We start from the raw sequence: 14,963 nt of genomic DNA, 5'->3' as shown, positions 1-14,963 counted from the left end.
TCTTTGCCTGTGGCTTGATCTTGTCGTTCCGCTGGTCGGAACCAGAGCCGCGAGGCGGGCATGGCAGGGATTCTGCCCGCCGGGCACACAGCCACCGCGAACCCCGAACGGCCGAAATGCCTGGGTAGGGGGCGGCGCTTGCGTTAACCATGCGTTGACTGCATGCAGTCGTGTGACTCACGCTCGTCATATAGGTGCTGATTACAACTGATCCGGTCCGGCAGCCCAGTTCGCCCGTATTTCCGCTGATCAACGCGGGGGTTCGAGGCTCCGGCCGTGGTCGGAAGCAGGAGGAATCACATGTGTGGGATCACCGGCTGGGTCTCTTTCGACCGTGATCTGCGGTCCGAGTCCGAGACGTTGGATGCAATGACCGAGACGATGGCCTGCCGTGGCCCGGACGACCGTGGCACCTGGATCAGCGGTCCCGCGGGTCTCGGGCACCGCCGGCTGGCCATCATCGACCTGCCCGGCGGGCGTCAGCCGATGACCGTCGAGACGGACCGGGGCGAGGTGGGCATCGTCTACTCGGGCGAGGCGTACAACTTCACCGAGCTCCGCCGTGAACTGACCGGCCGCGGGCACCGATTCGTCACCGATTCCGACACGGAGGTCGTGCTGCACGGCTATCTGGAGTGGGGCGAAGGGGTGGCCGAGCGGCTCAACGGCATGTACGCCTTTGCCGTCTGGGACAGCCGTCACCAGAAGCTTGTGATGATCCGTGACCGGATGGGCATCAAGCCCTTCTACTACTACCCGACGCCGGACGGCGTGCTCTTCGGCTCCGAGCCCAAGGCGATACTCGCGAACCCGCTGGCCCGCGCCAAAGTCGGCCTCAGCGGCATGCGCGAGCTCTTCGCCATGGTCAAGACTCCCGGTCACGGGTTCTGGGAGGGTATGCACGAGGTCGAGCCCGGCACGGTCGTCACTGTCGACCACGGCGGACTGCGCCGGCACGTCTACTGGTCCCTGGAGACCCGGCCGCACACCGACGACCAGGAGACCTCGATCGCCCATGTGCGTACGCTCCTCGACGACATCGTCCGCAGGCAGCTCGTCTCCGACGTGCCCCGCTGCACGCTTCTCTCCGGAGGCCTCGACTCCTCCGCGATGACTGCGATAGCCGCCCGCCAGCTCGCCGAGACCGGCGAGACGGTCCGCAGCTTCGCCGTCGACTTCGTCGGGCAGGCCGAGAACTTCGTCGCCGACGAACTGCGCGGCACGCCGGACACCCCGTTCGTCCACGATGTCGCCCAGGCCTCCGGCACGGACCACCGTGACATCGTGCTCGACTCGAACGCGCTGGCCGACCCCGACGTACGCGCCCGGATGATCACCGCACGCGACATGCCCATGGGCTTCGGGGACATGGACGCATCGCTGTACCTGCTCTTCAAGGCCATCCGGGAGCAGTCAACGGTCGCGCTCTCGGGGGAGTCGGCCGACGAAGTCTTCGGCGGATACCTCCAGTTCTTCGACGAGGAGGCCAGGAACGCCGAGATGTTCCCCTGGCTGGTGCGCTTCTCGGAACACTTCGGGGACGACTCCGACGTCATGCGATCGGACCTGACCGCCAAGCTGGACCTGCCCGGTTACATCCGGGACAGCTACGCCGGGGCCGTCGCCGGCATCGAACGGCTCGCCGGCGAGAGCGACTTCGAGTTCCGGATGCGCAAGATCTGTTACCTGCACCTCACCCGGTTCGTGCGGGTGCTGCTCGACCGGAAGGACCGGGCGAGCATGGCGGTCGGCCTGGAGGTCCGGGTGCCGTTCTGCGACCACCGGCTGGTCGAGTACGTGTACAACACGCCCTGGTCCCTGAAGTCCTTCGACGGCAGGGAGAAGAGCCTGCTGCGGGAGGCGACGGCGGACGTGCTGCCGAAGTCCGTCTATGACCGGGTGAAGAGCCCGTACCCCTCCACCCAGGACCCCAAGTACGCCATCGCCCTCCAGGGGCACGCCAAGGACCTGCTGGCCAAGCCCTCCCACCCGATCTTCGACCTGGTCGACGCGGACCGGGTGCGCCGGGCGGCCCACCGGGACGTTCCGCAGATCACCCAGGCCTCCCGGCGCGGCCTGGAGCGCACGCTCGACCTGGCACTCTGGCTGGACCTCTACAAGCCGGAGCTGACGCTCTCCTGAGCCGTTCCTGAGCCGTTCCCGACGTGCTCCGGAGACGTTCGTTCCTGAGCCGTTCCGGGCGGGTGGCCGCAGCTGCGCAAGCTGTGCGGCCACCCGCCCGTTCGTGTGCCACGACCGCCACTGCCGGCCCCCTTCGCGCGAGGGCCTCCGGGTGGGGTGGTAAAGCGCCAGGTCAGGCCGGTGCCACCGCTGCGCGTTGCGAATTCACCCGGATGGGGTGACCCTGGTGGAAGTCATAGTGTGTCCATCCGATTACTTTCGGTGTCCTCGGGGCTGTCATGTCAGACGAGGTGAGGCCGGCACACCGCCGCCCACCCTGATGAGGAGACGCAGTCGTGATCACTGAAGCATCCCGCGAGTACGTACTGGACCTGGAAGCAACACCCGACAGGGTGCCGCAGGTCCGGCGTATCGTCGCAGCGCATCTTCGCCACTGGCAGCTCGATGCGCTGATCCAGCCGGTCAGTCTGGGCGTGTGTGAACTGCTCACCAACGTCCATCTGCACGCGGGCGACGACAAACGCTGCACCCTGGAACTGCGCTGGACCGGCCGCAGTCTGACCGCGGCCGTGCTGGACACCAGCCCGAGACTGCCGCAGCTGCGCTGTGCCAGCCCGCTGGTCACCCACGGCCGTGGCCTGCCGATGGTGTCCACCCTCAGCGACAGCTGGGGTACACATGCCACCGAGGACGGCAAGGTGGTCTGGTTCACGATCCGTGCCCAGGCCGCCACCGGCAGCCCGCTTGAGCCCCGCAATCCCCTTCCCGCCGTCTCGACGGCGGCCCGCAGCCTCGTCGTCGCGGAGCCGTCCGGGCTGCCGCAGGGGCGTACCGAGGATGTCCGGTTCGCGGAACTCGTGGACGCCGGCTCCTGACGCCACCACGGTCCTGCGGCGCCCGGCGCCGCAGGACGGCACCGGTTCCACCGTGCCCTGCGCCGGCAGTTCGGCCGCGCAGGGCACGCGTGGTGCCCGAAGGGGCCGCACTGCGAGCGGTCAGTCCCGGAGCAGCCCGGCCACCGCACGGCCGAAGAGCAGCTGTCCCGACCGTGCGGTGAGTTCGTCGAACACCCCCGGCAGCCTCGCGATCCGCAACTCCTCGCGCCACACGACACGACAGCCGCACCCCTCGGGGCGCACTTCGATCGAGGCCCGGCCCAGCACCACCCTGCCCTGCTTCTCCAGATCGCAGAAGCCTGGCTGCCCGGGGCGCGGCGGCTCCCAGCGGACGACCTCCATCGGGTCGTCGAACCCCGCGGGGCCGGCCCCCGTGCGTGCCACGAACCTGGTCCCCACCCTGTTCGGGCCCGGGGTCACCACGGTGATCCGGGTCAGCGGCACATGGGCGGCGTGCAGCTCCCACCGGGTGAGGCGCCGCCAGGCTTCCTCCGGGGGCAGCGCGCTGCAACGTTCGATGCGGAACTCACCCATGGGGGCGGACATCCGGATGGCTGACCATGTGCGGCGGGGCTCCCTGGTTGTCGGTCACAGCGCGGCGGACCGCCGTCGCTGCGGCAGAACCCGCCTCAGCGTAGGCGGCCACCCGGCTCCGCTCCCGGACACGGCAGAGGGTGGTGTGTCTCCCCCGTGGAGACACACCACCCTCTGCCGGCCTGGGCCGACCGCGCCCCGGCCGCGTCCGGAACGCGCAGGGCCGCGGTTTCAGTTGCCGGTTCCCTCCATGTCACCACGCTCCTTCGCGGTGTGACCGTCGTCGTACTGGATCTCCTCCTTGCGGACCTCGGCGGAGACTTCCTTCTGCTCGGTGACCTTCTCGGTCTCCATCCGCACCCGCTCGACCGCCACGGCCTCCTTGCTGACCACGGGCTGCTCGGCGTGCAGGATCACTTCGGACTCCGCCTCGCCGATCCGGGCACGGCCCGCGGTCGAGCGGTCGCCGTCCTTGATCGGCTCCCGTACGACGTGGACCTCTTCGTGGCTGACCGGGACGGTGGTCGTCACGTTCTCGGTGACCACCACCTTGCGCAGCCGCGCACGGCCCGAGACATGCTCCTCGGTCCCGACCCGCAGCTGCTCCTCGGAGCGTATGAGTTCCTCGTTCTCGTTCATGGCCGCACGGGAGCCCACTCCAGCGGGGACACCCCGCGCACCGGCGGTCGTCTCGGAACCGCTGGACATGCTGCCCATGCCGCCCCGTGTCTCACGGCTGCTCATGTCGGTCGTCCGGCCGGTTGCCTTCGCCGTGCCCCGGGTGCCCGCGGTGTCCGCCGCTTCACCGTGCAGCGGACCTGCTGCCTTCCGGTTCGCGGCTCCGGCAGCCCCCGCGGCACCGGCCGCACCGGCCGCTCCGGCGGCTTCCGGGGCACCGGCGGACTGACCCGGGTGGGTGAGCCCGTAGTGCTGGTACAGCTCCTGCTCCTGGGCGAGATCGAGGTGCTGTTCGGCGTCGAGCCGCGGGGCGTCCTTGACGAGTTCCTTGGCGTGGGGGATGTGCAGGGCGTTCTCCTCACGCCGGGCACCTTCGAGCGGGATGAAGGTTTCCTTGGTGCCGAACAGGCCGGTCTTCACGGTCGCCCACTCGGGGCGGCCACTCTGGTCGTCGAGGTAGACCTGCTCGACGCCGCCGATCTTGTCCCCGGTGATGTCGTAGACCATCAGGCCGGTCAGCTCATCGGGGCTGCGGAAGTCGGCTGCCATCTGTGATCACTCCCTTGTACGTGGTCCGGCAGAGGCTCGGACGGCCCCGCCCGCGGATTGCACGCGTTCTTCCATCGGGTGCTCATTCCCGCCTCCCGGCAACACGAATGGACCTGGCCGACTGTCGGAAAGCCCGGGGAGGGCGGTCGGCGCGCCCTGACGCCCTCCTCGCGAAGATGGCGACCCGTTACGCCATTCGAGTGAATGGGCCGTGGTGGACTCCGGGGTACGGCCCGCTCCGTCCCCCGGCGATCGCCCCCGGTGCCGTTGTGCGGGCCGGTGAATGCGGCGAGCATGGATCCGGAGGTCGATCTTGCTGAAGACACGCGCCGCCAGGTTGTCCGATGTCGCGGTGCTGCCCCTGCTGGCCGCCGCGGCCGGTGCCGTGGACGCGCTCGCCTTCATCGCGCTCGGCCATGTATTCGCCGGTGTGATGACCGGCAACCTGATCCTCATGGCCATCGGTCTGGGCAGCGGATCGCCGGGCGACGCGGTGTATCCGCTGGTCGCGCTCGCCGGATTCGGGCTCGCCGTAGTCATCGCGGGCCGCTTCTGCCGTACCCGCGGCGGTGCCCGTACGGATGTGGGCCCCGCCGGTGACGAATCGGGCGCCGACTGGAGCCGAGGGGTGTTCGTCTGTCTCACCGTCGAGGTCGCGTTCCTCGCCGCCGTGGGCGTGGCCTGGGCGGCCGTCGGGGGGCACCCGGACGGCGACGGGCGTGCGGCGCTGATCGCCGTCCTGTCGGTGGCGATGGGCCTGCAGACAGCCGCCATGTTCGCCGCGGGCCCCACCGGCGCCCCGACGACGTACTTCACCGGGACCCTCAGCTCCCTGCTGACCGATCCGTCGGGCGGACGCCCGGCAGGGAGCAGGCTCGCCGCACTGCTCGCCGGCGCGGTGGGCGCCGCCGCGCTCCGGACCTGGGCACCGGCCTGGGCGGCTCTGCCGCCACCTCTGTGCGCCGCCGGAGCCCTGGCGCTCGCCCTGTCGGCCGGACCGCGCGGACCGGACCCCTGAGAGGGCCGCCCCGAATCAACCAATCCGGAACCAACCAAGCGGAACCAATCAACCGGAATTGACCAACCGGAATTGACCGACACCCTCGGACAACCGGGCTCCGGCCCTCGTTCCCGTAACCGATTCCGAAGGCCCAGGCCCAGGAGGCGCCATGTGCTGGAGCGCGACGGCCGACCTGGCGGTCGGCTCCGGTATCGCGGTGGTCGGCGTGGCCTGTCTGGCACAGGTGCGCCGGGCGCGGGATCTTCCGCTGGCCGCGCTGCCCCTGCTCCTCGGAATCCATCAGGTCATCGAGGCGGAGGTCTGGCACTCCGGCGGTGGCACCGGGCCTGCCACCACGGCATGGGCCGTCATCGCGCTGCCCCTGCTGGCCCTCTGGGTGCCCTGCGGCGTACTGCTCGCCGCGCCGCGCCCGGTACGCCGCCGCCTGCTGCTGCCCGTTGCGGCCGGGTTCGTCACCGCTGCCGTCCTCGCGCTCTGCATCGCCGACCGTCCGGTCTCCGCCGAAGTCCGTGGTCACACCGTCGGATACGTGGTCGACCTGCCGCTTCCCGCACTCGTCGTCGCCGGATATCTGCTGGCAACTGTCGGATCCCTGCTGCTCACCGCGGATCCGCTGCTGAGGCTCCTCGGTGCGGTCGTCGGCGCGGGAGCGCTGATCTGCTTCCTGCTCTGGAAGCTCGAATACGTCTCCACCTGGTGCGCATTCGCCGCCGTCAGCGCGGTCCTCATGGTCGGCTGGGTCCGCCGGGGCCCCGGAAGAACCGCGCGTGCCGCCGGAATCCGTACCCCCTGAAGCGGCGCCCGACGGCGGATCCGGCGCTGTTCACCCCGGCCGGGATGCGGACCCGGCCGAGTGCGCACACCCTGGAGTGGAGGGGGAACCGCTGCGAGGAGGACGACTCATGTCCATGATGGACAAGCTGAAGCAGATGATGAAGGGCCACGAAAGCCAGGTCGGGAAGGGGGTCGACAAGGCGGGAGACGCCGTCGACAAGAAGACCGGCGACAAGTACAAGAGCCAGGTCGACACCGGCCAGGACCAGCTCAAGCACCGGCTCGGCGGCGACCAGAACGACCCGCCCCAGTCCTGACCACGCCCCACACATCTCGCTCGCTGCTCATGGCGGCTCCGGCCCCGGGCGGTGAGGCCCGGCAAGTCCGGGCCTCACCGCCCGGGGCCGCTGCGTTCCCGCCACAGAACCGGCCAGAACCGGCCGGAACCGCCGCGCGCAAGTGAGAAGCAGACCGGGCGCCGTACGCCCGGCTCTGGATCACTCGGCGAGTTCGCCCTTGATGGACGAGACGCTCAGCACGCCCTCGAACTCGGAGAGTTCCGCCACCAGCTGATGGACGCTGCCCGTCCCCTCGATGTCGATGTGGACGAAGGCCGTCCCCGCCTCGTCATGTCTGAGTTCGGTGTCCTCGGGCGCCTTGTCGTCCGCACGGTCCACCCGCACCTGAACGACCTGGAACCCCTCGGTGGTTGCCCGCTCCAGGATCCTCGTCAGCACACTGGTGCCGATCGTGTACGCGAGATGGAGGCGGGTCTGCTCCATGGTCGCGATCGAGGGGATGCGCCGCGTCACCCAGGAGTATCCGTGGACGACCAGGAAATGGACCGCGGTCGCGCCGATGGCCAGGAGTGGCAGCCCGCCGCCGCACGCCATACCGATGGCGCAGGTGAGCCAGACCGTGGCCGCGGTGGTCAGCCCGCGTACGGCATCCCGGCGTACGAAGATGAGCCCGCCGCCGATGAAGCCGATGCCGGAGACGACCTGGGCGGCGACCCGTGACGGGTCGAAGGAGACGTTGTGCAGCGCGAGGACCGCGTTGAACCCGTGCTGCGACACCTCCATGAACAGGGCACTGCCCACGCCGACCAGGGTGTGGGTGCGCAGTCCCGCGCTCTTCTGCCGGGTGGCCCGTTCGGCGCCGATGAGGGTCGACAGGAGCAGGGCCAGGCCCAGTTCGGCGAACTGACGTGCTCCCTGGCCCGCGCCGGGGTCGAACAGGGGCGTGGCTACAGCGTGCAACAGACCCTCCATACCGTGCTGGAACAACATCTCCGACCCTACGGCCTCACCTGCTGGGGCCTGTGGCCGCCACGGCTCACCGCACCGTGCACCAGTATCCGAACGCCCTCTTGACAGGTCCAGACCAATCGGGCTTGAGTGCCTTCACCCCCACAAGCGGACATCGTTGTCCCGATGGCCGCGCGAAGGAGTGATCACGTGTCACGACGCCTCATGGCTCTGCTCACCGCCCTGTTGGCGGCCATCGGATTCGCTGTCTTCCTGCCGATGACACCGGCCTCGGCCGCGACCTGTGCCTCGGCCTGGAATTCCTCCTCCGTCTACACGGGCGGACTGGCCGTCTCGTACAACGGGCACAACTGGTCGGCGAAATGGTGGACCCAGAACGAGACCCCCGGCTCCGCCGATGTCTGGTCGGACCAGGGTGCCTGCGGTGACGGCGGCAGCGTGCCGCCCGCCGGCTCGGACTTCGTCGTCAGCGAGGCGCAGTTCAACCAGATGTTCCCGAACCGCAATTCCTTCTACACCTACAGCGGGCTGACCGCGGCGCTGAGTTCCTACCCCGCCTTCGCGAACACCGGCAGCGACACGGTCAAGCGCCAGGAGGCCGCCGCGTTCCTCGCGAACGTCAGCCACGAAACCGGCGGTCTCGTCTACGTCGTCGAGCAGGACACCTCCAACTACCCCCATTACTGCGACACGTCACAGCCCTACGGGTGCCCGGCGGGCCAGGCTTCCTACTACGGCAGGGGACCGATCCAGCTCAGCTGGAACTTCAACTACAAGGCGGCGGGCGACGCGCTGGGCATCGACCTGCTCAACAATCCGAGCCTGGTGGAGACCGACCCGGCCGTGGCCTGGAAGACCGGCCTCTGGTACTGGAACACCCAGACCGGCCCCGGCACGATGACCCCGCACAACGCCATGGTCAACGGCGCCGGCTTCGGCCAGACCATCCGCAGTATCAACGGCAGCATCGAATGCGACGGCGGCAACCCCGCGCAGGTGCAGAGCCGGATCGACAGCTACCAGAGCTTCGTCCAGATCCTGGGCACCACCCCGGGGTCCAACCTCAGCTGCTGACCCGCGGAGACCCAAGGAACGCGCCGGTGGGGCGTGGCGCGCGGTGAGCGCCCCGCCCCGCCGGCCCGCAGGTCTGTGATCAGGCAGGCGGCTCACCCAGCACGTACAGCCCGGGGAGGTTCACCACCACGGCCTCCTGAGTGCTCCGGGCGATGACGACGACAGCGGTCTCGTCGGGGCTCGGGTTCTCCTCGCGGTGCGGCACATAGGGCGGGACGAAGACGTAGTCGCCCGGTCCGGTCCGGATCCGCACCTCCTCGGGCGCACCGCCGGCGTCGTCGAGGAAGACGAACTCCGGGTGTCCCGCGACGACATGGATCGCTGTCTCCGACGCCCCGTGATGGTGGTCGGAGGACGCCGTGTCCGGCGCGACATGCGTCTCGCCCATCCAGATGCGTTCCGAACCGACGGTCTTCCCACTGATCGCGGCGAACCGCTGCATACCACCGCTCTGCGCGGTCCCGCCGTCGAGCGACCCGGCGCGTACGTGGTGCAGCCTGGCACGCAGCGGTCCTGGATTCCGGTCGGCGTCCCCGGGGGTGAAGTCGGGGTGGAACGCGTCGTGTCCTGCCGCGGAAGCGCCGTCGGCGGGCGGAGGGGGGTGCGGGGCCATGGGATTCCTGCTCGTCGGTACGGACCGGTTCCAGGCGCCGACCGTAGAGAGGCGGACAACGGTAAGTCAAGAATCGTCCGGCGCTGCCCGGTGGGTTCCGGAACGCCGGCGCTCCGCCGCGGAGGCCCGGACGGGACACCCCGGAAAGCCCGATCGCCGCCCCGCGCAGTGCGGAGCGGCGATCAGCAGGTCACCCGGTACGGGGCTTCGGTCAGGCGACGTTCTTGTACGAGGACGACTGCTGCGGCGGATTGCCGGAGCGGCCGCGGGGCGCACCCGCCGTGCGGCGTGCCTGGGCGGGGCGGCTGCGTCGGCCGCGGGCCGACGAGGGGCTGCCCTTGGTGCGCTCGGCGACCGGTGAGGAGACGGTGACCGGGACACCGGAGGGCGCCTGGGCGCCGGTGATACGGCTCAGCTCGGCCTCCCCGGACCGCACCTGGGCGATGTGCGGCGTGATTCCGGCGTCGGCCATCAGCCGGCTCATCTCACGGCGCTGGTTGGGCAGTACGAGGGTGACGACGCTGCCGGACTCTCCCGCGCGCGCCGTACGGCCGCCCCGGTGCAGATAGTCCTTGTGGTCGCTGGGCGGGTCGACGTTGACGACCAGGTCGAGGTTGTCGACATGGATGCCGCGGGCCGCGACGTTGGTGGCGACCAGCACGGTGACATGGCCCGTCTTGAACTGCGCGAGGGTCCGGGTGCGCTGCGGCTGGGACTTCCCGCCGTGCAGCGCGGCGGCCCGTACGCCGCTGTTCAGCAGGTGCTTGGTCAGCTGGTCCACGGCGTGCTTGGTGTCGAGGAACATCAGCACCCGGCCGTCACGGGCGGCGATCTCGGTGGTCGTCGCGTACTTGTCGGACCCGTGGATGTGCAGCACGTGGTGCTCCATCGTGGTCACGGCACCCGCCGAGGGGTCGACGGAGTGGACCACCGGGTCGTGCAGATAGCGGCGGACCAGCAGGTCGACATTGCGGTCCAGGGTGGCCGAGAACAGCATGCGCTGTCCGTCGGGGCGCACCTGGTCGAGCAGTTCGGTGACCTGCGGCATGAAGCCCATGTCGGCCATCTGGTCGGCCTCGTCCAGCACCGTGATGGTGACCTGGTCGAGGCGGCAGTCGCCCCGCTCGATGAGGTCCTTGAGCCGGCCGGGGGTCGCGACGACGATCTCTGCGCCGCCCCGCAGCGCGCTTGCCTGCCTGCCGATCGACATACCGCCCACCACGGTGGCCAGCCGCAGCCTCAGCGACCTGGCGTACGGGGTGAGCGCGTCGGTGACCTGCTGGGCCAGCTCGCGGGTGGGCACGAGGACCAGGGCCAGCGGCTGGCGCGGCTGGGCGCGCTGTCCGGCGGTACGGACGAGCATGCCGAGGCCGAAGGCGAGGGTCTTGCCCGATCCGGTGCGCCCGCGTCCCAGGACGTCCCGGCCTGCCAGCGAGTTCGGCAGCGTGGCGGACTGGATCGGGAAGGGCTCGTTCATCCCCAGGCTGGTGAGCATCTTCAGCAGCTCGGGCGGCAGCTCCATGTCGGCGAACGAGGCGGCCGGGGGCAGCGCCGGTGTGATCGTGACAGGCAGTGCGAACTCGCCCTGCGGTGCGGGCCTGCGGCCGCGGCCACCGGAGCGGCTGGGCGCGCCGGAGCGGCCGGAGCCGCCCGAGCGGCTCTGCGCCTGGGAGCGGAAGCCGCCCCTGCCGGAACCTGCGCCACCACCGCTGCGGGTACGTGCGTAACGGTCGTTCGTGCGTGCTGTGCGGTCCATGCGGATCCTTCCTCGATGTGGCACGTATCGAGGAATTCTCGGCAGCGGACAAGAGGCCGAAGAATCGCAAGAACGAGCCGAAGTAAAGAGCGAAATCAAGGCCGGGCAGATCGGAGAAAAGCCGGGGCGGTGAGTTCGAAACGGCCGGAAACTGCCGAACAGAGGCGGCTGGTGTACCGGCGCATAGGGGGTCAGGCGGGCCCTCGTCCGTCCTGTGGAGGCGACGGGCGGCGCACCCTGCCCCAGCGGGGCCGCGGTGCGCACCTGGGAACGGGCCCTCTCCGGAACCGTAACAGGGAACCGGTCGAAGCCCGAACAAAGCAACGAGCTGGGGCCCGCACCCCAAGGTGCGGGCCCCAGCTGCGTGTCATGCGTCAGGCGGGAACGATGTTCTCGGCCTGCGGGCCCTTCTGGCCCTGCGTGACGTCGAAGGTCACCTTCTGGCCTTCCTGGAGCTCGCGGAAGCCCTGGGCGGCGATGTTCGAGTAGTGGGCGAAGACGTCAGCGCCGCCACCCTCCTGCTCGATGAAGCCGAAACCCTTTTCCGCGTTGAACCACTTAACGGTGCCAGATGCCATGTGAAACTCTCCTTCGGGGCAAAATGCCCGGAGGCCCGCACTGTGCGAACCCCACGTCGCCGCGATGATTACCACGTCCGGAATACACCGGAAATACAAAAGTGCGCCCACCGGCACAGAAAGCCAGTGAGAGCACTTGAAGTCTTTGGGAACCACAACTGCAACTGGTAACGACAGTAGCACGCTGAGCACCGCGATGTGGGGCAGATTTTCTTGGTGGGTGCTCGGATCGCTGAAAATCAACACATCGCGCCGTTATTCCCGCAGGGCGGAAATTAAATGACAGTGGCCTCCGCTGCTTCGGCAGCCTGGACGGTCTTCAGCGCTTCGACCGCCCTGACGAGCGGTGCCAGCTCCGGATCGGCCGCCGCCCGGTCGAGGGCGGCGCGCAGGGCCGCGTCATTGGTGGGGCGGGCCTGTTCCAGGAGCAGGGCCCCCGCCGGGGTGACGTCGGTGTAGATGCCGCGCCGGTCGGTGGGGCAGAGGTATCGGGAGAGCAGTCCCCGGTCCTCCAGCCGCGTGACGAGCCGGGTGGTGGCGGAGTGGCTGAGGACCACCGCGTCGGCGACCTGTTTCATCTGCAGATGGCCGCCCTCCCCGTCGTGCTGGCGGCTCAGGACGTCGAGCAGCGAGTATTCGCGCACGCTCAGCCCGTGGCCCGCCTGGAGCGCGCGCTCGATGTGCGCCTCGATCCTTCCGTGCAGCAGGGAGAGGGCGCACCAGCTCTGGCTCAGGGCGGTCATCCCCGGGTCCTTCGCTGTCATCGGTGCCTCCTTCGGCGGGAGCCACCCGGGCCGTTGTCGACCCGGCGTGCCGGTGCCTCCGCGCCGACAACTATAGCGCGCCTGCAATTAAGCGGCGTCCGCAAGTAACAGTCCCGCTGGAGCCGGGACCGGTCAGGCGTTGAGGATGTCGGCCAGCCCCGGACCGGACGGTTCCTCCAGCTGTGCGTACGTGCAGCTCCGCGGTTCCCGGTCCGGGCGCCACCGGCGCCACTGGGTGGTGTGCCGGAATCGTGCGCCGTTCTCCATGTGGTCGTAGGCCACTTCGAGCACCCGCTCGGGGCGCAGTGGAATCCACGACAGATCTTTCTTGCCGCTCCAGCGGCTGGGCGCTCCCGGCAGCCGCGCCGTCTCGTGCGCCGCCTCCTCCGCCCACGCCGCCCAGGGGTGTCCGGCGGCCGACTCCATGCGCAGGGGCTCCAGCTCGGTGACGAGTTCCGCGCGGCGCTTCATGGAGAAGGCCGCGCAGACGCCGACGTGCTGGAGTGCGCCCTCGCCGTCGTACAGGCCCAGCAGCAGTGACCCGACGACCGGGCCGGACCGGTGGAGGCGGTAGCCCGCCACGACGACGTCTGCCGTCCTTTCGTGCTTGATCTTGTACATCGCGCGCTCGTTGGGCAGATACGGCAGGTCGAGCGGCTTGGCGACCACGCCGTCGAGGCCGGCGCCCTCGAAGGTGCGGAACCAGTCCTCGGCCACATCCGCGTCGGTCGTGGCGGGCGCGACATGCACGGGCGGCCCGGCTGAGGCCAGCGACGAGGTCAGCTGTTCCCGCCTGGCCGCCTGGCCCGTCGCCATCAGCGACTCGTCGCCCAGGGCCAGCAGGTCGAACGCGATGAACGACGCGGGGGTCTGTTCGGCGAGGAGTTTCACCCGGGACGCCGCGGGATGGATCCGCTCGGTGAGCGCGTCGAAGTCCAGCCGGCCGTCCCGGGTGATGACGATCTCGCCGTCCAGGACGCACCGCTGGGGCAGGTTGCGCAGCAGCGCTTCCGCCAGCTCGGGGAAGTACCGGGTGAGCGTCTTGCCCGTACGGCTGGTCAGTTCGACCTCCGGGCCGTCCCGGAAGACGATCGCCCGGAAACCGTCCCACTTGCCCTCGTACTGCATACCGGGCGGGATCTTCTTCACGGACTTGGCGAGCATGGGCCTGACGGGCGGCAGAACAGGCAGATCCATACTCGGATTCTGCCGCCGGACGCCACATACCGCCCGATATGCGAAGTAGGCACCCGGCGCTTAGCGTGACGCGCATGGGTGCAGCAGTGGAGCTCGAAGCGGGGGAGCGGACGGTACGGCTCTCCAGTCCCGACAAGATCTACTTTCCGGAACGGGGCTTCACCAAGCTCGATCTCGCCCAGTACTACATCGCGGTCGGCGCGGGCATCACCCGCGCTCTGCGGGACCGCCCCACCACTCTCCAGCGCTACCCGGACGGGCTGGCCGGCGAGTCCTTCTACCAGAAGCGCGCGCCGAAGAACCTCCCGGACTGGATCCCCACCGGCACCGTCACCTTTCCCAGCGGCCGTACCGCGGACGAGATGTGCCCGACCGAGCCGGCCGCGGTGCTCTGGGCCGCGCAGTTCGCCACCTTCACCTTCCACCCCTGGCCGGTGCGCCGTCAGGATCCGGACCACCCGGACGAACTGCGGATCGATCTCGACCCGCAGCCGGGCACCGACTTCGACGACGCGGTGCGCGCGGCCCATGAACTGCGCGCCGTACTCGACGATTTCGGCGGGCTGCGCGGCTGGCCCAAAACGTCCGGCGGCCGTGGACTCCATCTCTTCGTGCCCATCGAGCCCCGGTGGACCTTCACGGAAGTGCGGCGGGCCGTCATCGCCTGCGGGCGCGAACTGGAGCGGCGGATGCCGGAACGGGTGACCACGGCCTGGTGGAAGGAGGAGCGGGGCGAGCGCATCTTCGTCGACTTCAACCAGACGGCCCGCGACCGCACGATCGCCTCCGCATACTCGGTCCGCCCCCATCCGCGCGCCCAGGTGTCGGCGCCACTGCGCTGGGACGAGGTCGGCAGCGTGCACCCCGCCGACTTCGACATCGCCTCCATGCGGGACCGCTACGCCGACCTCGGTGACGTGCACGCGGACATGGACGACCACCGCTTCCGCCTCGACGCCCTGCTGGAACTGGCCGACCGGGACGAACGGGACCGCGGCCTGGGCGACCTTCCGTATCCGCCCGAGTACCCGAAGATGCCGGGTGAGCCCAAACGCGTACAGCCGAGCCGTGCCAGGCACGACTCGGAGCACGACGCATAGCCGGGGACGCCCCCGGGAC

15 protein-coding genes are annotated in these 14,963 nt (G+C 69.7%); 7 read left to right on the top strand and 8 right to left on the bottom strand.

Going from position 1 to position 14,963, the window contains the following annotated elements:
• The first annotated feature begins 300 nt into the window (after positions 1-300).
• Positions 301-2,142: an asparagine synthase (glutamine-hydrolyzing) gene (asnB, locus tag OG385_RS33845; RefSeq protein ID WP_266861598.1), complete on the top strand. Its 1,842-nt coding sequence runs from the start codon at positions 301-303 to the stop codon at positions 2,140-2,142.
• A 335-nt stretch (positions 2,143-2,477) separates the two neighbouring features.
• Entirely contained in the window at positions 2,478-3,017 is a 540-nt protein-coding gene (locus OG385_RS33840; protein WP_266861596.1) for an ATP-binding protein, read from the top strand.
• 120 nt (positions 3,018-3,137) lie between these two features.
• Here OG385_RS33840 and OG385_RS33835 read toward each other — a convergent pair whose 3' ends face one another.
• Together OG385_RS33835 and OG385_RS33830 are read right to left on the bottom strand one after the other, a co-directional pair.
• A complete protein-coding gene (locus tag OG385_RS33835) occupies positions 3,138-3,572 on the bottom strand; it encodes an SRPBCC family protein (protein ID WP_266861594.1) in 435 nt (144 codons plus the stop codon).
• 231 nt (positions 3,573-3,803) lie between these two features.
• The gene (locus OG385_RS33830; RefSeq protein ID WP_266861592.1) at positions 3,804-4,799 is read right to left on the bottom strand and encodes a PRC and DUF2382 domain-containing protein; all 996 of its coding nucleotides are present in this window, start codon (positions 4,797-4,799) and stop codon (positions 3,804-3,806) included.
• Between the two features lie 313 nt (positions 4,800-5,112).
• On the opposite strand from OG385_RS33830, the gene OG385_RS33825 reads away from it, so the two are divergent.
• From OG385_RS33825 to OG385_RS33815, 3 genes are all read left to right on the top strand, one after another.
• Complete coding sequence (locus OG385_RS33825) at positions 5,113-5,817, top strand: YoaK family protein (protein WP_266861590.1); 705 nt, start codon at positions 5,113-5,115, stop codon at positions 5,815-5,817.
• 151 nt (positions 5,818-5,968) lie between these two features.
• Entirely contained in the window at positions 5,969-6,613 is a 645-nt protein-coding gene (locus OG385_RS33820; RefSeq protein ID WP_266861588.1) for a DUF6629 family protein, read from the top strand.
• Between the two features lie 109 nt (positions 6,614-6,722).
• Positions 6,723-6,911, top strand: a complete 189-nt coding sequence (locus tag OG385_RS33815; RefSeq protein WP_266861586.1) for an antitoxin — start codon at positions 6,723-6,725, stop codon at positions 6,909-6,911.
• Between the two features lie 180 nt (positions 6,912-7,091).
• Here the strand turns inward: OG385_RS33815 and OG385_RS33810 are convergent, their stop codons facing one another.
• On the bottom strand, positions 7,092-7,853 hold the full coding sequence (locus OG385_RS33810) for an MgtC/SapB family protein (RefSeq protein WP_266861584.1): 762 nt from the start codon (positions 7,851-7,853) through the stop codon (positions 7,092-7,094).
• A gap of 198 nt (positions 7,854-8,051) precedes the next feature.
• On the opposite strand from OG385_RS33810, the gene OG385_RS33805 reads away from it, so the two are divergent.
• Positions 8,052-8,936, top strand: a complete 885-nt coding sequence (locus OG385_RS33805; protein ID WP_266861582.1) for a glycoside hydrolase family 19 protein — start codon at positions 8,052-8,054, stop codon at positions 8,934-8,936.
• A 79-nt stretch (positions 8,937-9,015) separates the two neighbouring features.
• On the opposite strand, the gene OG385_RS33800 is transcribed toward OG385_RS33805, so the two are convergent.
• The 5 genes from OG385_RS33800 to OG385_RS33780 all read right to left on the bottom strand — a co-directional run bounded on the left by OG385_RS33800 (position 9,016) and on the right by OG385_RS33780 (position 13,844).
• Positions 9,016-9,549: a cupin domain-containing protein gene (locus OG385_RS33800; RefSeq protein WP_266861581.1), complete on the bottom strand. Its 534-nt coding sequence runs from the start codon at positions 9,547-9,549 to the stop codon at positions 9,016-9,018.
• A gap of 211 nt (positions 9,550-9,760) precedes the next feature.
• On the bottom strand, positions 9,761-11,305 hold the full coding sequence (locus OG385_RS33795; RefSeq protein ID WP_266861579.1) for a DEAD/DEAH box helicase: 1,545 nt from the start codon (positions 11,303-11,305) through the stop codon (positions 9,761-9,763).
• Between the two features lie 374 nt (positions 11,306-11,679).
• Positions 11,680-11,883: a cold-shock protein gene (locus tag OG385_RS33790; protein ID WP_164265153.1), complete on the bottom strand. Its 204-nt coding sequence runs from the start codon at positions 11,881-11,883 to the stop codon at positions 11,680-11,682.
• 275 nt (positions 11,884-12,158) lie between these two features.
• Complete coding sequence (locus OG385_RS33785; protein ID WP_266861577.1) at positions 12,159-12,647, bottom strand: MarR family winged helix-turn-helix transcriptional regulator; 489 nt, start codon at positions 12,645-12,647, stop codon at positions 12,159-12,161.
• A 132-nt stretch (positions 12,648-12,779) separates the two neighbouring features.
• Positions 12,780-13,844, bottom strand: coding sequence for an ATP-dependent DNA ligase (locus OG385_RS33780; protein ID WP_266861575.1), 1,065 nt, complete (start codon positions 13,842-13,844; stop codon positions 12,780-12,782).
• Between the two features lie 74 nt (positions 13,845-13,918).
• Between OG385_RS33780 and ligD the strand changes: the two genes are divergently transcribed.
• The gene (gene ligD, locus OG385_RS33775; RefSeq protein ID WP_266861573.1) at positions 13,919-14,944 is read left to right on the top strand and encodes a non-homologous end-joining DNA ligase; all 1,026 of its coding nucleotides are present in this window, start codon (positions 13,919-13,921) and stop codon (positions 14,942-14,944) included.
• Positions 14,945-14,963: the final 19 nt, after the last annotated feature.

Source organism: Streptomyces sp. NBC_01306 (assembly GCF_026340465.1).
Classification (GTDB): Bacteria; Actinomycetota; Actinomycetes; order Streptomycetales; family Streptomycetaceae; genus Streptomyces.
The sequence above is the reverse complement of the archived record's forward strand: the minus strand, read 5'-3'. Positions and strand labels throughout refer to the sequence as shown.